19 protein-coding genes are annotated in these 20,917 nt (G+C 57.1%); 5 read left to right on the forward strand and 14 right to left on the reverse strand.

What is annotated here, in order from left to right; genetic code table 11:
- Window positions 1-52 precede the first annotated feature (52 nt).
- The 8 genes from proX to AFL22_RS13925 all read right to left on the reverse strand — a co-directional run bounded on the left by proX (window position 53) and on the right by AFL22_RS13925 (window position 8,256).
- Entirely contained in the window at window positions 53-1,051 is a 999-nt protein-coding gene (gene proX / locus AFL22_RS13890; protein WP_010257785.1) for a glycine betaine/L-proline ABC transporter substrate-binding protein ProX, read from the reverse strand.
- Window positions 1,052-1,112: 61 nt separating this feature from the next.
- A complete protein-coding gene (proW, locus tag AFL22_RS13895; RefSeq protein ID WP_010257782.1) occupies window positions 1,113-2,204 on the reverse strand; it encodes a glycine betaine/L-proline ABC transporter permease ProW in 1,092 nt (363 codons plus the stop codon).
- Window positions 2,201-3,397 (reverse strand): glycine betaine/L-proline ABC transporter ATP-binding protein ProV, encoded by a 1,197-nt coding sequence (gene proV, locus AFL22_RS13900; protein ID WP_010672155.1) that lies wholly within the window; start codon window positions 3,395-3,397, stop codon window positions 2,201-2,203. Before proV ends, proW begins: the two co-directional genes overlap by 4 nt.
- Before the next feature lie 501 nt (window positions 3,398-3,898).
- Entirely contained in the window at window positions 3,899-4,858 is a 960-nt protein-coding gene (gene nrdF / locus AFL22_RS13905; protein ID WP_010257777.1) for a class 1b ribonucleoside-diphosphate reductase subunit beta, read from the reverse strand.
- 8 nt (window positions 4,859-4,866) lie between these two features.
- Window positions 4,867-7,005: a class 1b ribonucleoside-diphosphate reductase subunit alpha gene (nrdE, locus tag AFL22_RS13910; protein WP_022624070.1), complete on the reverse strand. Its 2,139-nt coding sequence runs from the start codon at window positions 7,003-7,005 to the stop codon at window positions 4,867-4,869.
- Window positions 6,975-7,388 (reverse strand): class Ib ribonucleoside-diphosphate reductase assembly flavoprotein NrdI, encoded by a 414-nt coding sequence (nrdI, locus tag AFL22_RS13915; protein WP_010257771.1) that lies wholly within the window; start codon window positions 7,386-7,388, stop codon window positions 6,975-6,977. The genes nrdE and nrdI overlap by 31 nt, the downstream gene beginning before the upstream one ends.
- A 4-nt stretch (window positions 7,389-7,392) precedes the next feature.
- A complete protein-coding gene (nrdH, locus tag AFL22_RS13920; RefSeq protein WP_003850362.1) occupies window positions 7,393-7,635 on the reverse strand; it encodes a glutaredoxin-like protein NrdH in 243 nt (80 codons plus the stop codon).
- A gap of 303 nt (window positions 7,636-7,938) precedes the next feature.
- Complete coding sequence (locus AFL22_RS13925) at window positions 7,939-8,256, reverse strand: DUF883 family protein (protein WP_010257764.1); 318 nt, start codon at window positions 8,254-8,256, stop codon at window positions 7,939-7,941.
- Window positions 8,257-8,409: 153 nt separating this feature from the next.
- Between AFL22_RS13925 and AFL22_RS13930 the strand changes: the two genes are divergently transcribed.
- The 4 genes from AFL22_RS13930 to AFL22_RS13945 all read left to right on the forward strand — a co-directional run bounded on the left by AFL22_RS13930 (window position 8,410) and on the right by AFL22_RS13945 (window position 11,720).
- Window positions 8,410-8,745, forward strand: coding sequence for a DUF2002 family protein (locus tag AFL22_RS13930; protein WP_003850360.1), 336 nt, complete (start codon window positions 8,410-8,412; stop codon window positions 8,743-8,745).
- Window positions 8,746-8,880: 135 nt separating this feature from the next.
- On the forward strand, window positions 8,881-10,290 hold the full coding sequence (gene mmuP, locus AFL22_RS13935; RefSeq protein WP_052271638.1) for an S-methylmethionine permease: 1,410 nt from the start codon (window positions 8,881-8,883) through the stop codon (window positions 10,288-10,290).
- Window positions 10,280-11,215, forward strand: a complete 936-nt coding sequence (gene mmuM, locus AFL22_RS13940) for a homocysteine S-methyltransferase (protein ID WP_052271639.1) — start codon at window positions 10,280-10,282, stop codon at window positions 11,213-11,215. The genes mmuP and mmuM overlap by 11 nt, the downstream gene beginning before the upstream one ends.
- Before the next feature lie 85 nt (window positions 11,216-11,300).
- Complete coding sequence (locus AFL22_RS13945) at window positions 11,301-11,720, forward strand: hypothetical protein (RefSeq protein WP_010257757.1); 420 nt, start codon at window positions 11,301-11,303, stop codon at window positions 11,718-11,720.
- Here AFL22_RS13945 and speG read toward each other — a convergent pair whose 3' ends face one another.
- The 6 genes from speG to AFL22_RS13975 form a co-directional block, all read right to left on the reverse strand.
- Window positions 11,721-12,266, reverse strand: coding sequence for a spermidine N1-acetyltransferase (gene speG / locus AFL22_RS13950; RefSeq protein WP_003850356.1), 546 nt, complete (start codon window positions 12,264-12,266; stop codon window positions 11,721-11,723). It abuts the gene before it with no gap.
- 261 nt (window positions 12,267-12,527) lie between these two features.
- A complete protein-coding gene (locus AFL22_RS13955) occupies window positions 12,528-13,205 on the reverse strand; it encodes an ABC transporter ATP-binding protein (RefSeq protein WP_010257754.1) in 678 nt (225 codons plus the stop codon).
- Window positions 13,198-14,028: an ABC transporter ATP-binding protein gene (locus tag AFL22_RS13960; RefSeq protein ID WP_031594057.1), complete on the reverse strand. Its 831-nt coding sequence runs from the start codon at window positions 14,026-14,028 to the stop codon at window positions 13,198-13,200. Before AFL22_RS13960 ends, AFL22_RS13955 begins: the two co-directional genes overlap by 8 nt.
- Window positions 14,018-14,875 carry an ABC transporter permease gene (locus tag AFL22_RS13965; RefSeq protein ID WP_010257750.1) on the reverse strand — a complete coding sequence of 286 codons (858 nt, stop codon included), beginning with the start codon at window positions 14,873-14,875 and terminating at the stop codon, window positions 14,018-14,020. The genes AFL22_RS13960 and AFL22_RS13965 overlap by 11 nt, the downstream gene beginning before the upstream one ends.
- Window positions 14,872-15,924 carry an ABC transporter permease gene (locus tag AFL22_RS13970; RefSeq protein ID WP_010257745.1) on the reverse strand — a complete coding sequence of 351 codons (1,053 nt, stop codon included), beginning with the start codon at window positions 15,922-15,924 and terminating at the stop codon, window positions 14,872-14,874. The genes AFL22_RS13965 and AFL22_RS13970 overlap by 4 nt, the downstream gene beginning before the upstream one ends.
- On the reverse strand, window positions 15,924-17,492 hold the full coding sequence (locus AFL22_RS13975; RefSeq protein ID WP_010257743.1) for an ABC transporter substrate-binding protein: 1,569 nt from the start codon (window positions 17,490-17,492) through the stop codon (window positions 15,924-15,926). Before AFL22_RS13975 ends, AFL22_RS13970 begins: the two co-directional genes overlap by 1 nt.
- A gap of 658 nt (window positions 17,493-18,150) precedes the next feature.
- Here AFL22_RS13975 and mgtA point away from each other — a divergent pair.
- Entirely contained in the window at window positions 18,151-20,853 is a 2,703-nt protein-coding gene (gene mgtA / locus AFL22_RS13980; protein WP_052271640.1) for a magnesium-translocating P-type ATPase, read from the forward strand.
- Window positions 20,854-20,917: the final 64 nt, after the last annotated feature.

The following is a 20,917-nucleotide window of genomic DNA, read 5'->3' on the forward strand; positions in this document are numbered from 1 at the left end:
CTCACTGAGCCAGCACTTTTATCAACCGCCCTGGGGCGGAAATGTTTTCAGGTTATTGCGCGGCGGCCTGCGCCTCGCTGATCCATTTATCGAACTCAGCCTGATGCGCCTTAATCCAGCCATCCACATGACGGTTAATCGCCTCTTCTGAGTTTTGTCCGGCATGCATTGCTGAGTTTTCAGCATTGATATCGGTAATGGGCAGCTTCATGACCGCAAACAGACGGGCAGCCGCCGGGTTTTTCGCCGCCCAGGCTTTGTTGGCGACGATGTGCATGGTGTTAACCGGGAAACCGTAGTTCGCGCCGTTTGGCAGCTTAGTATCCACATCCTTCTGTTCGCCAGGCAGCGAAGAGAACGGCACCTGCAGCCAGACCACATCGCGGCCCGGCTTCAGCACATCGCTCAGCCAGTAGGGCGTCCAGGTGTAATAAAGGATCGGTTTACCCTGTTTGTAGCGCGCCAGCGTATCCGCCACCATCGCCGAATAGTTACCCATATTGGCGGTCACGGTATCACTGAGACCGAAGGCGCTGTTCTGATGATTAATCACCGCTTCACAGCCCCAGCCTGGCGTACAGCCGGTCATATCCGCTTTGCCATCGCCGTTGGCGTCAAACAGGCTGGCGATCTTAGGATCTTTCAGCTGTTCGATATTGGTGATGTGATATTTCTCGGCGGTCTTCTTATCAATCAGATAACCCTGGGCGGCACCGGTAACGTAGGTTCCCTGACGATAGAGCTTCTGATCGCCACCGGCGGCTTTGTACATGTCGTCATGCAGCGGCTGCCAGTTCACCGCGGTAAAGGTGGCGTCGCCAGCGGCGATAGAGGTGTAGCCAACGTTGTAATCCACTTCACTCGGCTTGCTGACCTGATAGCCGAGTTTTTCCAGCGCGCGGCTGACAATCAGGGTCTGAAAAGTCTCTTCAGCGATAGTGCTCTGTATGGGTTGTACCGTAATACCTTTGCCCGGCAGATCGGCAGCGGAGACGTGTGAAACGGCCAGCGTGGTTACCACGGCGGCGAGCAGAGAGGCTCTGTTGCGCATAGTCATTCCTTATTTCAGATGTCGCGTCAGGATGGGCGGCGCGCAGGCACCGCCCGACAGATTATTTTTTACGCGAAGGAGAGAAGATCAGGCCCAGCGGGCCGGTGTGATACCAGTGACGATTACCGCGGCTGCGGCTATCGCGACCAAACGATTGGGTCAGACGGTCAAGGATAATGGCAAGGATCACAATCCCCACACCACCCACCGTAGCCAGCCCCATGTCGAGACGGCCAATACCGCGCAGCACCATCTGACCGAGTCCGCCCACGGCGATCATCGAGGCGATCACCACCATCGACAGCGCCAGCATCAGGGTCTGATTAACGCCCGCCATAATGGTGGGCATCGCCAGCGGCAACTGCACTTTGAATAGCAGCTGACGCGGACTGGCACCAAAGGATTCGCTCGCTTCGATCAGATCGGCGGGCACCTGCTTAATGCCGAGAATAGTCAGACGCACAATCGGTGGCAGGGCGAAGATAATCGTGACCACCACGCCTGGCACGTTGCCGATACCAAACAGCATCACAATCGGCACCAGATAGACAAAGGCGGGTGTTGTCTGCATCGCATCCAGCAAGGGGCGTACGATACGCGCTGCCCGTTCACTGCGGGCCAGCCAGATCCCCAGCGGCAGGCCGATGAGAATGCAGAACATCAGCGCGGTAAGCACCAGCGCCAGCGTGACCATCGCCTGCGACCAGGCGCCAATTGCGCCAATCAAGATCAGCGATACCAGCGTGGCGATGCCCATGGCGGGTGTCGCGATCTGCCAGGCGATCAGCGCAAACACCAGAATCGCTACCGGCGCGGGCATCCCCAGCAACAGCTGCTGAAAGGCGCTGAGAATATAGTCAACCGGTACCCGGATACCCTGAAACAGCGGGCGGAAATGGTTGACCACCCAGTCGATACCGGTGGTCACCCAGTGATCAAGCGGGATCCATGTTTTGTGGAACGGATCCATGATATTGAAATGTTCCGGCGCGGGCGCGGGGGCGCTGTTGAGCCAGTCACTGCTGCTGGCTGCATCGGGTGTCGCGCTGCCATCGGGCGTGCCCCAGGCATCGGCACCGCCGCTGCTGGTGGGCGCAGCCTGACTGCTGGCGGCGGTGCCGCTATCCCACGGATTGGTGGTTTCCTGACTCATGGCTGGGCTCCTTCACGATCTAACGCGCGCAATAGCGTGCTTTTGGAAATGATACCGACATACTGATTCTCCTCGCCGACCACTGGCACCGCACAGGGTGCCTGAGCAACGTGCGAGAGCAGATCGCTCAGTGAGGTATCGGCGGGCACCGCGGCTGGCGAGTCGAGAAGGGCACTATCGAGTCCCAGACCTGCTGCCAGCGCGGCTTTCAGCGAGTCGGTGGAGACCACGCCAAGAAACTTCTGTTTTTCCAGCACGTAGCCGTAGTCGCGGTCTTCATCCTGCAGCAGCTTAATGGCGGAGCGCGGGCCGAAACCTGGCGCTTTGCGGATCAACGCTCCCGCGCTACGACGGGCGATATCTTTGGCGCTGAATACGTGACTGATATCGACGCCACGGAAAAAGGTGCGGACATAGTCATTGGCCGGGTTATTCAGGATCTCATCCGGCGTACCAACCTGTATCACTTCGCCGCCCTGCATAATGGCAATTCGGTCGCCAATACGCATCGCTTCATCAAGATCGTGGGAAATAAAGACGATGGTGCGCTGATGCCTGGCTTGTAAATTAACCAGCTCATCCTGCATTTCAGTACGAATCAACGGATCCAGTGCGGAGAAGGCCTCATCCATTAATAAGATGTCGGGATTGATGGCCAGGGCACGGGCTAATCCGACGCGCTGTCGCATCCCTCCGGAAAGTTCATCCGGGTAAGCGTGCGCATAATTCTCCAGCCCGACCTGACGTAACGCTTCCAGTGCTTTTTCCTGGCGTTCAGCCAGTGCGACTCCCGCTAATTCCATACCAAATGCCGTATTATTTAATACATTCATGTGCGGCATCAAAGCAAATGACTGGAATACCATGCTGATTTTATTTCTGCGCACGTCACGCAGTTCGCTGGCTGATATTTTGGCAATATCGACACCGTCAATAATCACCTGGCCGCGCGTCGGCTCTATCAGACGATTGAGAAGGCGAACCATGGTCGATTTTCCTGAACCGGATAACCCCATGATGACGAATATCTCGCCTTCTTCAATGGCCAGACTGGCGTTCTTTACACCAAGAGAGAGCCCGGTCTTCTCAAGAATGACATCTTTGGTCGCACCCTTTTCAATATATTTAAACGCGCGATCCGGATTGTCGCCAAATATTTTATAGAGATTTTTTACTTCGAGCTTAATAGCCATGCAGTCATTAAATCCTGGTTGAAATATCTAATATTATCCTGTCGTTCCCGCTGAAATTTAAGCAGGCCATACCGTAGCACACTGACGTTATCTGACAACCCTGAAGTGGAATATTGACCGGCCGCGGGACATTCAGATGCCGATTATCTTCAGTGCTCACAAGGGATAAACGTGGATTAATTTTTTGTGAAATCATTGGCGGGTTTTTGGCATTTCAGCCGATTTGCCGCGTGAAAGGGAGAAAAACAAGCGTCACCAGGGTGAAATATTACGGAAATAATGGATTCCGATGCAGGGAAATAATCACGCCTGAAACGATCGGGTTCAGTGGAATAATTGGTCGAAAAAAAAGGAAATGCGGGGCGGGTGAGAATCAACAAACGGTGAAATAGTCAGGCTGTGTTGCAGTAATATTTTTTTCTTATGATTAGACGGAATGGCGCGGCTGACACGGCACTGCCAGAGAAAACCGGATGCTGATAAAACAGCACCCGGTAACCCTCAGAAATTCCAGTCCTCATCTTCGGTTTCGACCGCTTTTCCCATTACATAGGAGGAGCCTGAACCGGAGAAGAAGTCGTGGTTTTCGTCGGCGTTGGGCGACAGAGCCGACAGAATAGCCGGATTCACCGCTGTCAGCTCCGCCGGGAACAGCGCCTCGTAGCCTAGGTTCATCAACGCTTTGTTGGCGTTGTAGTGCAGGAAGGTTTTCACCTCCTCTACCCAGCCGACATCGGCATAGAGCGCCTCGGTATAAGCCACTTCGTTCTCATACAGCGCCAGCAGCAGATCATAGGCGAACTGCTGCAGCTCTTCGCGGCGCAGATCGTCAGCGGCAGCCAGCGCCTGCTGATATTTGTAACCGATGTAGTAACCGTGCACCGCCTCATCGCGAATAATCAGGCGAATCAGGTCAGCGGTGTTGGTCAGCTTGCCACGGCTCGACCAGTACATCGGCAGCCAGAAGCCGGAATAGAACAAAAACGACTCCAGGAAGACGCTGGCGATCTTCTTCTTCAGCGGATCATCGGCCTGGTAGTGTTCCAGAATGATGCGCGCCTTGTTCTGCAGCGGCGCATTCTCTTCACTCCACTGATAAGCGGCATCCACATCCTGGGTGTTACACAGCGTTGAGAAGATCGAACTGTAGGAGCGGGCATGCACCGCTTCCATAAAGCTGATATTCGACAGCACCGCCTCTTCGTGCGGGGTAATGGCATCTTCCATCAGCCCCGGCGCGCCGATCACGTTCTGGATAGTGTCGAGCAGCGTCAGGCCGGTGAACACCCGGATGGTCAGCTGCTGCTGCTGTTTATCCAGCGTCTGCCAGCCGGGCAGATCGTTGGAGAGCGGCACTTTCTCCGGCAGCCAGAAGTTGCTGGTGAGACGATTCCACACTTCAAGATCTTTGTCATCCTGAATGCGGTTCCAGTTAATTGCCTGAATCTGTTTTAATTTCATCGTTTTCATCACAGGGAGCATGAGACGCAACCCTGAACCTCCGTGCCCTGAAGCGCCATCTGGCGCAGTCGAATGTAATAGAGCGTTTTGATGCCTTTTTTCCACGCGTAAATCTGCGCTTTGTTGATGTCACGGGTTGAGACGTCATCGCGGAAGAACAGCGTCAGCGACAGGCCCTGATCGACATGCTGAGTCGCTTCTGCGTAGGTATCAATAATCGCTTCCGGCCCAATCTGATACGCATCCTGATAGAGATGGAGATTCTCATTGGTCATAAAGGGCGCGGGATAGTAGACGCGGCCGGTTTTGCCCTCTTTGCGGATCTCGATAGGGGAGACAATCGGATGGATGCTGGAGGTGGCATGGTTGATGTAGGAGATTGAACCGGTTGGCGGGATCGCCTGCAGGTTCTGATTAAACAGCCCGTGCTGCATCACCGCGTCGCGCAGCGCCTGCCAGTCCGCCTGTGTCGGCAGGGTCAGTCCGGCGTCGGCAAACAGCGTCGCTACCCGTTCCGTGCGCGGCAGCCATTCGCGCTGCAGATACTTATCGAAGTAGACGCCGCTGGCGTACTGCGATTCCGCAAAGCCATCGAAGGTCTGCTGACGCTCCTGTGCCAGCTGATTAGAGGTGCGCAGCGCATAATAGGTGATGCAGTAGAAGTAGAGATTGGTGAAATCCAGCGCTTCCGGTGAACCATAGGCGATGCCTTCCCGCGCCAGATAGCCGTGCAGGTTCATCTGACCCAGGCCAATGGCGTGCGAACGGCGATTGCCTTCGGCGACCGAGGGCACCGAGCCAATTTCGCTCATCATCGACACCGAGGTCAGGGCGCGGATCGCCACATCCACGGTACGCGCCAGATCGCGTGAATCCATGGCGTGCGCAATGTTCAGTGAGCCGAGATTACAGGAGATATCTTTGCCGATCCGGCGATAGCTGAGATCGTCATTGTACTCGCTGGCGCTGTTCACCTGCAGGATCTCAGAGCAGAGGTTGCTCATGTTAATGCGACCGGCAATCGGGTTGCTGCGGTTCACGCTGTCCTCATACATGATGTAGGGATAGCCCGACTCAAACTGAATCTCGGCCAGCGTCTGGAAGAAGTCGCGTGGCTGAATATAGGTTTTACGGATGCGGTCGTCGGCCAGCATCTCGTCATATTTCTCGCTGATGCTGATATCGCCAAAGGCCTGGCCGTAGATCCGTTCAACGTCGTAAGGCGAGAACAGCGCCATCGGTTTGTTCTCTTTTGCCAGCTGGAAGGTGATATCGGGGATCACCACGCCCAGCGACAGGGTTTTGATGCGGATCTTCTCATCGGCGTTTTCGCGCTTGGTATCAAGGAAGCGGAAAATATCGGGATGGTGCGCATTGAGCCACACCGCGCCAGCGCCCTGACGCGCGCCGAGCTGATTCGCATAAGAGAAGGCATCCTCCAGCATTTTCATCACCGGGATAACGCCCGACGACTGATTTTCAATACGTTTGATTGGCGCACCGGACTCACGCAGGTTCGACAGCAAAAAGGCGACGCCGCCGCCGCGCTTTGAGAGCTGTAGTGCCGAATTCACGGCGCGACCAATCGACTCCATATTGTCTTCGATGCGCAGCAGGAAGCAGGAGACCAGCTCACCGCGTTGCTGTTTGCCGCAGTTCAGGAAGGTTGGTGTAGCGGGCTGGAAACGGCCGCTGAGGATCTCCTCCAGCAGGGCCCGCGCAAGCTTTTCATCGCCCTGAGCCAGCGTCAGCGCCACCATGCAGGCGCGCTGTTCGAAGGTTTCCAGATAGCGTTTGCCGTCGAAGGTCTTCAGGGTGTAGCTGGTGTAGTATTTCCAGGCACCGAGAAAGGTTTTGAACTCAAATCCCCAGTTCTCCGCCACCTCATGCAGCGCAAGCAGGAACGAAAAATCGTACTGGTTCAGCACTTCCGCTTCGTAATAGCTCTCTGCCACCAGATAGCGTAAACGCTCAGCGCAGCTATTGAAGGGGACGGTATTGGGTTGCACATGCTGCAGATAAAACTGACGTGTCGCTTCGCGATCCTTGTCGAACTGGATGCGGCCCTCGGCGTCGTAGAGATTGAGCATGGCATTAAGGGCGTGATAATCGAGCGTCACGCCGTTGAGGGTGTCTGTTGTTGCCAAAATTGGGTTACTCCCGCTTTAACTTTCGCGATATCGTCAGGCGTTCCCATCAGCTCGAAGCGGTAGAGGCAGGGAACCTGACATTTATTTGCAATGATGCTGCCCGCCAGGCAGTAACCGGCACCGAAGTTACGGTTGCCCGCTGCGATTACGCCACGAATACCGCGTCGGTTCGCCTCATCATTAAGAAACTGAATCACCTGACCGGGCACCGCACCGCGACTGCTGCCACCGCCATAGCTGGGCACCACCAGAATATAGGGCTGGTCGATATGCAGTTGTTGCCGGGCATCAAGCGGGATGCGCCGGGCGGGCAAGCCGAGGCGCGTCACAAACCGGTGAGTGTTTTCCGACTGGCTGGAAAAATAGACCAGCGGGAACATGTGTTTATCCCCCGACAGCAGAAAGCGAGCGCAGCGTGGCGATTTTGTCCGGGCGGAAACCGCTCCAGTGATCGTTATCTGCCATCACGACGGGTACCTGGCGGTAACCCAGTGATTTCAGGTTGTCGATCGCCTCGGGCTGGCTGTCGAGATTGATAAGCTGATAGGCGAGACCCTGACGGTCCATCGCATTTTTGGTTGCCGTGCACTGGACACAGTTATCTTTAGTGTAAATAATAATGCGCATGATTCGTATTTCCCTCTATATGCGGTTCTGATGTCAGGAAACAGAGCAGGAGGAGCAGGTTGCGGGCCTCATTCTGCCGGACATCTGGTGTCGTGCTGATGAGATAAATACTAGATGTAGTGGTTTTGTGGGTCAAGCCCACCAGATATAGGGTTTTATGATTTGCATTTGCGCAACAGCGGCAAAGCCAGCAGGGATGCGCCCTGCAGCCTGGAAAAATCTTTTGTAAATGTCACCAGCCAGAAAAAGGGCATAAAAAAGCCCCGCACAGGGCAGGGCTCAGGAGATTTTTTAGAGTTGAGCTTAGCGGCGTGAAGCCAGCAGCACACCCACTACGATACCGAAAGCGGCACCGATACCAACACCGTGCCATGGCTTGTCATGGACATAGGTGTCAACCTGCGCACTGGCATCACGCGCAACCTGTGAGACACGGTTGCTGCCGCCGTTCAGTCTGGAGCGGGTCTGTTTCAGCAGCTTTTCTGCCTGACTGCGTGCAGAATCCACTTCGTCTTTGGCGTCACTGCCGTAAGATTTCAGCAGCGCTTCCAGTGAATCGGCCAGTTCGTTAACATCCTGATTAATATCAATGTCATCGTTTTTTACAGTGCGATTAAACATTTTTTAGCTCCCTTTGATTTAAAAACGTAATACTAGTGTAGACGACCTTGAGATAAACGAGACGCGGGAGTGTTCTTTAGGGAAAATTCCGAATGCCCACTCTGTCATGCTGTTGTAAGGTTGCGAAGCTTTTGAAAGAGGAGAGGATCGAGCATGTATTTACGACCAGATGAGGTAGCGCGCGTACTGGAAAAAGCGGGTTTCGAAGTCGATGAAATTACCCCACGGGCCTATGGTTATCGCCGTGGAGAGAACTATGTTTATGTGAATCGCGAAGCGCGCATGGGGCGCATGGCACTCGTCATTCACCCGACACTGAAAGAGAAGAGCCAGCCGTTCGCTGAACCTGCTTCAGAAATGAAGACCTGCGATCACTACACCCAATTCCCTCTCTACCTGGCGGGTGATTCACAGGAACACTACGGCATCCCGCACGGATTTAGTTCCCGCATGGCGCTGGAACGTTATATTCAAAGCGTTTTCGGCTAATGCATCAGGCCCCGCCGCGACGGGGCACTGAACCGCCTTTACCTCCTCCCTGTTTCCCTGCCGTTGCAATTACCGGCTGTGACGCGTATAAAACTGTTCCTTATAGATGTTTAGACGTCCATACGGATAAAAGTGATGAGCGAACAGCCAACTCCCTCGCAGGAACAATTTAAACGCACCATGAAAGTGCGCCATCTGGTGATGTTATCGCTAGGCGGCGTAATCGGCACCGGCCTGTTTTTTAACACCGGCTACATCATTTCAACCACCGGGGCGGCGGGGACGCTGCTCGCCTATCTGATTGGCGCGCTGGTGGTCTGGCTGGTGATGGTCTGTCTGGGCGAACTCTCGGTGGCGATGCCGGAAACCGGCGCGTTCCACGTCTATGCCGCACGCTATCTCAGCCCGGCAACCGGCTACACCGTGGCCTGGCTCTACTGGCTCACCTGGACCGTCGCCCTCGGCTCCAGCCTGACGGCGGCGGGCTTCTGTATGCAGTACTGGTTCCCGCAGATCCCGGTATGGATCTGGTGTCTGGTCTTCTGCTGCGCCATCTATCTGCTGAACGTCATCTCAACCCGCTTCTTCGCCGAAGGGGAGTTCTGGTTCTCGCTGATTAAGGTGGTGACGATTGTCGCCTTTATCGTGCTCGGTGGCGCGGCGATGTTCGGGTTTATCCCGATGAAGGATGGCACGCCCGCACCGGGCCTGAGCAATCTGACGGCGCACGGCTGGCTGCCCAACGGCGTACTGCCGATTCTGATGACCATGGTGGCAGTCAACTTCGCTTTTTCCGGCACTGAGCTGATCGGTATTGCAGCCGGTGAAACCCAGCAGCCGGAGAAAGTGCTGCCGCTGGCGATCCGTACTACCGTGGCCCGGCTGATTATCTTCTTCATCGGCACGGTATTTGTGCTGGCGGCGCTGATTCCTATGGATCAGGCGGGTATCGTGAAAAGCCCGTTCGTGCTGGTCTTCGAAAAGATCGGCATCCCGTGGGCGGCTGACATTATTAACTTTGTGATTCTGACCGCTATCCTGTCTGCGGCCAACTCCGGACTCTATGCCTCCGGGCGGATGCTCTGGTCGCTGGCCAATGAAAATACGCTGCCGCGCGCCTTTGCCCGGGTGAACAAGCGCGGCGTGCCGATGCTGGCGATCACCGTCAGCATGGTGGGTGGTTTGCTGGCGCTGGTCTCCAGCGTGGTCGCGCCCGACACGGTGTTTGTGGCGCTGTCGGCCATCTCCGGCTTTGCGGTGGTAGCGGTCTGGCTCAGCATCTGCGCTTCGCATTTTGTTTTCCGTCGTCGTCATCTTCAGCAGGGCAAATCGCTGGCCGATCTGGCCTACCGTGCGCCGCTCTATCCATTGACGCCGGTGCTGGGTTTCCTGCTCTGCCTGCTGGCCTGTGTCGGTCTGGCGTTTGATCCGACTCAGCGTATCGCGCTGTGGTGTGGCATCCCGTTTGTGCTGTTCTGCTATGCCGCTTACCATCTGACCCACAAATCATCCCCGAAGCCTGAGGAGGCCAATGATGTCGCATAACCCTGTCGCGCAGGCTTTAACGGAGTCACCGCTGCTGATTCTGGATGGTGCCCTGGCCACCGAGCTGGAAGCCCGCGGCTGTCATCTGGCCGATGCGTTATGGTCAGCTAAGGTGCTGATGGAAAATCCTGAGCTGATCTATCAGGTGCACTACGACTATTTTGTCGCTGGCGCGCGCTGTGCCATTACCGCCAGCTACCAGGCGACGCCGCAGGGCTTTGCAACACGTGGCCTTGATGAGGCGGAGTCACTGGCGTTGATCGCGCAGAGCGTCGAGCTGGCGCGGCGCGCCCGTCACGATTATCTGGCGGTCCGGCCCGACGCGAAAACGCTGCTGGTAGCGGGATCGGTCGGTCCCTATGGCGCCTTCCTGGCGGATGGTTCGGAATATCGCGGCGACTATGCGCTGCCGGAAGCGGAGATGATGGCGTTTCATCGCCCACGCGTGCAGGCGCTGCTGGCGGCGGGTGCCGATCTGCTGGCCTGCGAAACCCTGCCTTCGTTTGCCGAAGCGCAGGCGCTGGTGAAGCTGCTGGCTGAATTTCCTGAAGGCCGCGCCTGGTTCTCGTTTACCCTGCGTGACGCCGGACACATCAGCGACGGCACGCCGCTGTCAGACGTCGTGAGCTGGCTGAATCAGCAGCCGCAGGTGGTAGCGGTGGGGATCAACTGTGTGGCACTTGAGAGCGTGACGCCTGCGCTGCAGCAGTTGCAGAAGCTGACCGACAAGCCGCTGGTGGTCTATCCCAACTCCGGCGAGCAGTATGATGCCAGCAGCAAAACCTGGCACTCAGCGCCATCAGGCTGCACGTTGCATGACAAACTGGCAGAGTGGCAGCAGGCGGGCGCGAAGCTGATTGGCGGCTGCTGTCGCACCTCACCCAACGACATCGCGGCTATCGCCCGCGCTTGTCAACCGCAATAAGCTGGCTGAATCGGGCGATGATAGCCCGATTGAGGCGGAGAGGGCGGTCTACACTCTGATCACTGATCACTCTGTGGACCCCTTCATGAAACAGCGAATTCTGGCCCTGGCCGCCGCGCTGCTGCTTAGCGGCTGTGCCACCATTGTCGGCAATGAAACCCAACTGGTGCGCATCGACTCCTTGCCGCAGGGCGCGCGCTTTACCGTGCAGGATGAGCGTGGCTATGCGGTTGCGCAGGGTTTCACGCCGCAGACCGTTGAACTGGAAAAATCTACCGGCCGCTACTTCGGCAAAAAGCACTATCTGCTGATGCTGGAAAGCCCTGGCTACGTGCCGGTCACGGTGCCTATCGAGGCACGCGCTAACCTGTGGTATCTGCTGGGCAATATCCCGCTGGGTGGCTTCCCCGGCTGGCTGCTGGTCGATCCCTTCTATGGCGGCATGTACGACCTCAAGCCTGAACACCCGCGTCCCTTTATGAACCCGGTTGGCGCGCGCGGCTGATTACTGCGCGGTTGGCTTCACCATTCCGCCTGGCGTTTTATGGCGTTCCAGATACTGATGCTGGAAAATGCACATGCGGATGGTGTTGCGGTACTCCCCGTTGATGAAAAACTCATGTTTAAGCACGCCTTCGATCTCGAAGCCGAGCTTGGTGTAGATGTGGATCGCTTTTTCGTTCTCCTGATCGACAATCAGGTAGAGCTTGTAGAGATTCAGCACCGAAAAGCCGTAATCCATCGCCAGTTTTGCCGCCTGGGTTGCCAGTCCTTTGCCCTGATGGGCCGGATCGATAATGATCTGAAACTCGGCGCGGCGGTGCACATGGTTGATTTCCACCAGTTCCACTAATCCCGCTTTCTGCCCGCTGTGCTCGACCACAAAGCGACGTTCGGTCTGATCGTGAATGTGCTTGTTGTAGAGATCGGACAGCTCCACAAACGCCTCATACGGCTCCTCAAACCAGTAACGCATCACGCTGGCGTTGTTATCCAGCTGATGGACAAAGTGCAGATCTTCCCGCTCCAGCGGACGCAATTTTACCGTCATTGCCTTTTCCTCTCATCAAATAATGGTCGCGAGTATACCGCATCAGCCAGCCGCTGCGTTTTGCGCTGTCGCATTCGCTGCCTGCTTCAGTCTGTAAAGGTTTACAGCGCCGCGTGGCAATCTAATGACTCAGAGGAAGAGAACAGCGCGCCATTCTGGCAATAGAGAGGATGAGGATAAAGGCGGAAGAAGAGGATTTTACGGAAAGGTGCAGCGGATACAGCAGCGCCGGACGGCATGTGAACGCCGTCCGGCCTGATTTCAGGCAGAGATCTGTTCGATGATGCGACCCTGCGACATGTGCACGGCGCGATCGCACATGTGATCGATCACGTCGGGATCGTGGCTCACCAGCACCATGGTCAGGCCATCCTGCTGTTTCAGATCGTTGAGCAGATTGAGGATCTCCGCCTGCACTGACATATCCAGCGCCGACGTCGGCTCATCCAGCAGCAGGATCTTCGGCTGCAGCAGCAGGGCGCGCACGATGGCGACGCGCTGACGCTGACCGCCGGAGAGCTGATGCGGATAGCGATCCGCCAGGGCGGGATCGAGCCCGACGTGACGGAAGCCCTGATCGATACGATCGTTGATATTGTCGCGTTTCAGCAGCTTCAGCGGCTCGGCCAGCGTGCGACGCAGTCGGTGACGCGGATGCAGCGAGGCATAGGGATCCTGAAACACCATCTGCACTTCCTGACGCAGCGCGCCGGTGAAGGCTTTACCCGGCTGAACCTCGTGACCGGCAAGCTGCATCTGACCCTGCCAGTGTGGGTTCAGACCCGCCAGCACCCACAGCAGCGACGACTTGCCGCAGCCTGACGGACCCACCAGACCAAAACACTCGCCAGCGTTAACCTCCAGGTTAACCTCATGCACCACGGTGCGCAGCTCGTAACCCTGTTTGTGGGCAACGCTTAGATCCTGCAACTTAATCATCATTCGCCTCCAGCGCAGCACGATCCAGCACCGGTAAAGTCTGTCCGTGGGTCGCTTTGCCCGGACGGCAGGCCCACAGCGTACGGGTGTAGGGATGGGTAGCGTGCGGCAGATCGGCGGCGGGCAGCGTATCCAGCAACCGGCCTTTATACATCACCATCACCCGCTCGCAATGTTCTGAAACCTGCTGCAAATCATGACTGATCAGCAGCAGGCCCATGTTGCGCGCCTCCACCAGACCGCGGATCAGTGCCAGCACCTGATCGCGCATGGCATGATCCAGCGCGGAGGTCGGTTCATCGGCGATCAGGAAGTCCGGATCGGTAATCAGGGCGATCGCCAGCATCACGCGCTGGCCCATGCCGCCAGAGAGCTGATGCGGATACTGCTGCATCAGACGACGCGGATCGGGCAGGCCGACCGCATCCAGCATTTCACACACTTTCTCTTTACGCTCGGCACGGCTCAGACGGCGATGCAGGATCAGCGGCTCTTCCACCTGCCAGCCAATGGTGCGCGTCGGGTTAAGGGCATACTTCGGGTCCTGCATCACCATCGCCACGCGGTTACCGCGCAGCTGGTTCCAGTGACGCTCGCTTAGCGTCAGCGCATTCTCACCGGCCACCTGAAGCTGGCTGGCCTGCAGATGCAGCGCAGGTGAAAGTAAGCCCATCAGGCTGCGGGCGGTCAGTGACTTGCCGGAACCGGACTCACCGACCAGCGCCACACGTTCGCGGCCTACGGAAAAACTGATGTTATCGACCAGCAGCGCATCGTCGCTGCGAATGGTCAGCCCCTCGGCATGGAGCAGATTATTTTGCATGACGGGTATCCAGTCGGTCGCGCAGGCCATCGCCTGTCAGGTTAAAGGCCAGGCTGGCAAACAGAATCGCCGCGCCCGGTGCAGCAGCAACCCACCACTGATCAAAAATGACTTTACTGCCTTCGGCCACCATCGAACCCCATTCCGCCGTCGGCGGCTGAACGCCCATACCGAGGAAACCGAGCCCGGCCGCGGCCAGGATAATCCCGCCCAGGCTCAGTGCAGCGCGGACTACCGCCGTCGGCATGCAGAGCGGCAGGATATGACCGAACATCAGGCGAAAGCCCGTAATCCCCTGCATCCGCGCGGCAGCAAGGTAGTCGCTGCGGCGCAGTGCCAGGGTTTCAGCGCGTGCCTGACGGGCAAACGGCGGCCAGCTGGTCAGTGCCAGCGCCAGTGCGCCGTTCATCAGGCCAGGGCCGAGAATCGCCACCAGCGCCAGCGCGATTACCAGGTTGGGCAGTGACAGAAAGATATCGGTAATGCGCATCAGCAGTCGTTCGGTCCAGCCGCCCACGTAACCGGCGGTGATGCCGATCAGCAGCCCGGCCGGAATGGTCAGCACCAGAATCAGCGACACCAGCAGCAGAGTCGGACGCGCGCCGTAAATCACGCGCGACAGCAGATCGCGGCCAAAGCCGTCGGTGCCGAACCAGTGCTGTGCCGACGGCGCCAGCAGACGGCTCGACATGGTCTGCACGTTCGGATCGAACGGCGCAATCAGCGGCGCCAGCAGTGCCATCAGGATAAGAATCGCCACCAGCGTCAGCCCAACGGTTAACGAGGTAACGCGTTGACGGCGACGGCGTGGTCGCAGCGTTTCGAGTTCAGAGAGTTGTTGCGTCATCGGGTTCTCGGATCGGTTAACCAGGTTAAAACATCCGCCAGGGTGTTAATCAGGATAAAGCAGCTGCCGATTAACAGGGTTGAGCCCAGAATCGCCGGCACATCGCCGGAGAACAGCGCATTGGTCATATAGCGACCCACACCTGGCCAGGCGAAGACGGTTTCTGTCAGCACCGAGCCTTCCAGCAGCGTGGCGTAGGAGAGGGCGATCACCGTGACCAGCGTGCCCAGCACGTTGGGGAAGATATGGCGCAGCAGGATGCGCACCCGACCCGCGCCTTTAGCACGCGCCAGCACCACATACTCTTTGCTGCTCTCTTCCAGCAGCGCAGCACGCAGCAGGCGGGTAATGCCCGCCATCGCCAGCAGGCCGAGGATCACCACTGGCAGCCAGAGGTGCGCAATCGCATTGCGGAACATCTCCGGTTCACCCGACAGCCAGCTGTCGATCAGCACAAAGCCGGTCTTCGGCTCCAGAGTATAAACCCAGATATCATCCAGCCGTCCCGGTCCGGCGGACCAGTGCAGCACCGCATAGAAGAGCAGCAGGCCCAGCAGGCCGAGCCAGAACACCGGCACCGAGTAGCCCAGCAGCGAGACAAAGCGGGCGAGATTATCGATCCAGCTGCCCGGTTTCCAGGCGGCCAGCAGCGCCAGCGTCACGCCGAACACCACCGCGAAGATCATCGCACAGGTCGCCAGCTCGATGGTGGCGGGGAAGGTGGTCATCAGGTCGCCGCTCACCGACTGATTAGTGAGACGGGAGACACCCAGATCGCCCTGCGCCAGATGTTCGACGTAGCGCCAGAACTGCATCAGCACCGGCTGGTCGAGACCCAGGTCATGACGCACCTGCTCATAAGTCGCTTCACTGGCGTGATCGCCGGCGATCTGCTGCACCGGATCGATCGGCGAGAGATGCGACAGCATAAAGGTAAAGGCGAGCAGGCCAAGCAGCGTAACCAGCAGCGACAGTACGCTACCGATCAGGCGCCCGCCACGCTGCCAAAAAAGCCGGGCGAACCCGGCTGAAGGAACAGACTGTGCCATTACTTAGTGACCTGCGAGTAATACACCATGTCAGGGTTAATGCCCTGCACATAGCCTTTCAGGTTGTCGCGCAGGGCGATGAGGTTCTTCGCCTGCATCCCAATCACATACGGTGAGTTCTTCATCACTTCACGCTGCATCGCTTCATACAATGCCACGCGTTTCTTCGGATCGCTTTCAGCCGTCGCCGCAATCACCTGCTTGTTCAGCTCAGGAATGTGCCAGTCTGAACGGAAGGCGATGGTTTTGCTGCCATCTTCCGGGTTGTAAGCAAACGAGGCGGCATTGGTGTTGGGATCGAAGTAGTCGGAGCCCCAGGCGTTCAGCGTCGCTTCATATTTATGCGCTTTCACGTTGGTCGACACTTCGGAGCTCAGACCCGGCACCACTTCCACTTTCACGCCCGCTTTGGCGAAGCTGCCCTGCAGCGCCTGTGCGATATCCAGATAAGGCGGCTGGTTGCTGGTGGAGAGCTTGAAGGTGACGTTGTTCAGGCCCGCTTTCTTCAGAATCGCTTTGGCTTTTTCCGGATCGTAGCTGTATGGCGTGTCGTTGATCGCGCCCAGGAAGCCCTTAGGCAGGAAGCTCTGATGCACATCGAACTGGCCTTTCAGCAGCTCACTGGCGATGCCTTTGTAATCCCACAGGTAGCGTGCTGCTTCCCAGAAGGCCGGGTTCTTCATCGTCTCGTTCGCGCCGATGTTGAACTGGATGTAGTAGAGCGACGCCATGGGAATCGCTTCCGTCTTCACGCCCGGTTTGCCGTTCAGTGCAGCAATCTGATCGGCACCCAGGTTACGGGCGATATCGGCATCACCCTGTTCCAGCAGCAGACGACGCGCAGCGGGTTCAGGCACGTTCTTGATCAGGATGTTCTTCATTTTTGGCGCGCCCGCTGGTGAGGTCGGGTTAGCGCTGAGCAGCACCACCTGATGCATCACCACTTTGCGGATCTGATACGGGCCGCTGCCCGCCGAGTGGGTGGCCAGCCAGGCGTTACCGAAATCGCCGTTCTTCTGGTTCGCCATCGCGGTTTTTTCATCAATGATGGACGAAACCGGGGCAGAGAGCAGGCTTAGGACGTAGGTCGGGCTGACGTTGGCGGTCCAGCTGATCTGCACATGATTGTCGTCGACTTTCTTCAGGAAGCCATCGACGTTATCTTTGTTCCAGCCGAGCTGCGTCAGGATGAAAGAGGGATCGAGGTTCAGCTTCACCACGCGGCCCAGCGAGAAGATCACATCTTCCGGACGCAGCGGGTTGCCGGTAGAGAATTTCGCATCTTTACGCAGTTCAAAGGTCAGGCTGCGGTTGTCGCTGCCGGGCTGCCAAGAGGTGGCCAGTGTAGGTTTCAGGTCCACCGGATTCTGCGGGTCAGACTGTACCAGGCGCTGATAGATGTTCGTAAAAGCCTGAACGCTGGTCAGTTCAAACCCTTTGGCCGGGTCGAAGCTGTCTGCGTCGTCAGTTGATTGTGCAATCACCAGCGTATCTTTTGGTGTTGCGGCCTGGGCTGTGAAGGCGGCAGCCAGCGTCAGCGCCAGCAGTGATGGAATTATAGTTTTCATGAAATTTCCTTGCCTCTAAAAAGTTACGCGAGTTTACGAAAGGGCCGATGCGAAGAATAGTCGAATATGGGCTAATCATATGCCAAAAGGTTATAAGCATTACCTGGAGGTTATAAGAAGATCGCCACGCTGTTACCGAAGCGGCAACCTGAGCAGAAACAAATCCTCAACGAAACCGTTATTCAATACGTTATTGCTTTACCGAAGCCGGCCTCTCTTTATAATGGCGGCAGATAACTTCAGGAGAATTCAGTTGGACAGTCACCCGAGATTAACCTTTATTCTGGCAAGCTGAGTTTCCTCTGCTGCTTGCCAACCGGCGAGCAGCGATCCCCGCTTTAATTAACGATCGCGCTCCTTATTTTTAATCCTGTCATCACCAGGAGTGCGCGTTATGCTGCTGTTTATATTCGCTCTTTTTCCTCCGCCCCGTCTGGCGTAGCCCAGGCTGCGCCAAATCGCTGATATCAGACTTTTAAAACGCCGCGTATAACCGGCGTCAGGTAACCCTGCGTGCGTCATTATTTAGCGCGCCGGAGGAATAACCTGACTGTTTCTGAAAGTCACCCCATTAAATAACCCGGCCACGCCAGGTTTTATCCATGCACGTTATTTCCCGTGCAGGACAACTATTGCTTTAAATCAGGGAGATGTCGAAATGAGCGACATGAAACTGGAACAGGTTGCGATCACTTCATCCGGCAACCGTAATGATAAAAAAAGTAAAAAAATGTTTGCTGTGGCGCAGCAGGCAGACCAGCACATTGATATGACGCTGGCGAACCTGCGCAGCCAGCGTCAGGGTCTGACTCAGGCTGAAGCGGCGAAACGACTGGCTTTGTATGGCCGTAATGAAGTGGCGCATGAGAAAGCGCCACCTGCGCTGATTCAGCTGCTGATGGCGTTTAATAACCCGTTTATCTATGTATTACTGGTCCTGGCGCTGGTGAGCCTGTTTACCGACTATATTCTGCCGCTGCGCGCCGGTCAGGAGACCGATCTTTCCGGCGTGATCATCATCTTCACCATGGTGATGCTGAGCGGGCTGCTGCGCTTCTGGCAGGAGTTTCGCACCAACCGTGCCGCGCAGGCACTGAAGTCACTGGTGCGCAGCCAGGTCACCGTGCTGCGCCGTGAGCCGGGCAGCGAAACCGCGCAGCGTCAGGATGTGGATATGAGCGAACTGGTGCCGGGCGATATCATTCTGCTCAGCACCGGCGATCAGGTGCCTGCCGATGTCCGCCTGCTGAGTTCACGTAATCTGTTTATCAGTGAAGCAGTACTGACCGGCGAGTCGCTGCCGGTTGAGAAACAGAGCTGCGATGCGGGTATCGATGCCGGAGGTCAGACCGCTCAGGAGCGGCTGGCATCACCGAATATCTGCCTGATGGGCACCAGCGTGGCCAGCGGCACAGCCAGCGCAGTCGTGGTAGCGACGGGCGGCGAAACCTGGTTCGGCTCACTGGCCTCATCGCTGACCGGAAGCCGTCCGCAGACCGCCTTTGACCGCGGGGTGAACAGCGTCAGCAAGCTGCTGATCCGCTTTATGCTGGTGATGGTCCCGGTGGTGCTGCTGATTAACGGCTTCACCAAAGGCGACTGGATGGATGCCACGCTGTTTGCACTGGCGGTCGCGGTCGGACTGACTCCGGAAATGCTGCCGATGATTGTCAGCGCCAACCTGGCTAAGGGCGCGATTGCGATGTCACGTCGCAAAGTGATCGTTAAAAAGCTCAACGCCATTCAGAACCTCGGCGCGATGGATGTGCTCTGCACCGATAAAACCGGCACGCTGACCCAGGACACCATCCTGCTGGCGCATCATCTGGATGCGCGGGGCAACGAAGATGCACAGGTGCTGCTGCTGGCATGGCTCAACAGCGGCAGCCAGAGTGGCGCGAAAAACCTGATGGATCGCGCCTTACTCTGCGCGGGCGACAAGGTCATTTCACAGTCTCAGCGCAGCCAGTTCCAGTTGATCGATGAGCTGCCGTTTGATTTTACCCGCCGTCGGGTGTCAGTGCTGGTGGAAGATCTGACTCAGCATCGTTCACAACTGATCTGTAAAGGCGCAGTGGAAGAGATGCTGGCAGTGAGCATTGCCGTGCGGCAGGGCGACACGGTGGTCGCACTGGATGCGGCACAGCGTGCGGCGCTGCTGGCGCAGACTGAACACTATCATCAGCAGGGCTATCGCGTGCTGCTGGTGGCAACCCGTGATTGCGAGCTACACGCGCCGCTCAGCGACAGTGATGAGCGCGATCTGATTATTCAGGGAATGCTGACCTTCCGCGATCCGCCTAAAGCCAGCGCGGGCAAAGCGATTAAAGCCCTGCGTGACAGCGGTGTGACGGTGAAAGTACTGACCGGTGACAATCCGCTGGTGACGCTGCGGGTCTGTGCCGATGTCGGGCTGACCGATCCGGCCATGCTGACCGGCGATCAGATTGAGGCGATGAACGATGATGAGCTGGCGCAGGAAGCCGAGCACTGCACCCTGTTTGCTCAGCTGACGCCGCTGCAGAAATCCCGTCTGGTGCGGCTGATGCAGCAGAACGGTCACACCGTCGGGTTCCTGGGCGATGGCATTAACGACGCGCCTGCGCTGCGGGCAGCCGACACCGGGATTTCCGTGGACAGCGCGGCGGATGTGGCGAAAGCCTCATCGGACATCATCCTGCTGGAGAAGGATTTACAGGTGCTGAATGAGGGTGTACTCAAAGGACGCGAGACCTTTGGCAACATCATCAAGTATCTCAACATGACCGCCAGCTCCAACTTCGGCAACGTTTTCTCGCTGCTGGTGGCCAGTGCCTTTATTCCGTTTCTGCCGATGCTGTCGATTCATCTGCTGATTCAGAACCTGATGTATGACGTTTCCCAGCTGGCGCTGCCGTGGGACAAGGTTGACCGTGAGTTTCTGAATAAGCCGCGTAAATGGGATGCCGGCAACATCAAGCGCTTCATGCTGTGGATGGGTCCGACTTCGTCAATTTTTGACGTCACCACCTTTGCATTGATGTGGTTTGTTTTCGGCGCTAACCATGCAGGCGTGCAGTCGCTGTTCCAGTCCGGCTGGTTTATTGAGGGGCTGCTGTCACAGACGCTGGTGGTGCATATGCTGCGTACCCGGAAGATTCCGTTTATTCAGAGCCGCGCCACCTTACCGGTCATGCTGACTACGCTGGCGGTGATGGCGCTGGGCATCCTGATCCCGTTCTCACCGCTGGGTGCGATGGTCGGTCTGGTGCCACTGCCATGGCAATATTTCCCGTGGCTGGTGCTGACGCTATTCAGCTACTGCCTGGTGGCGCAGGGCATGAAGCGTTTCTACATCCGTCGCTTTGGTCAGTGGTTCTAGGGAGGAGAAGATGAAAAAAAGCAGGCTCGATAAGGTCTTTGTCGGCGTGATGATCATCGGCTTA

This window comes from Pantoea sp. CFSAN033090, from assembly GCF_001264395.1.
GTDB lineage: Bacteria > Pseudomonadota > Gammaproteobacteria > Enterobacterales > Enterobacteriaceae > Pantoea > Pantoea agglomerans.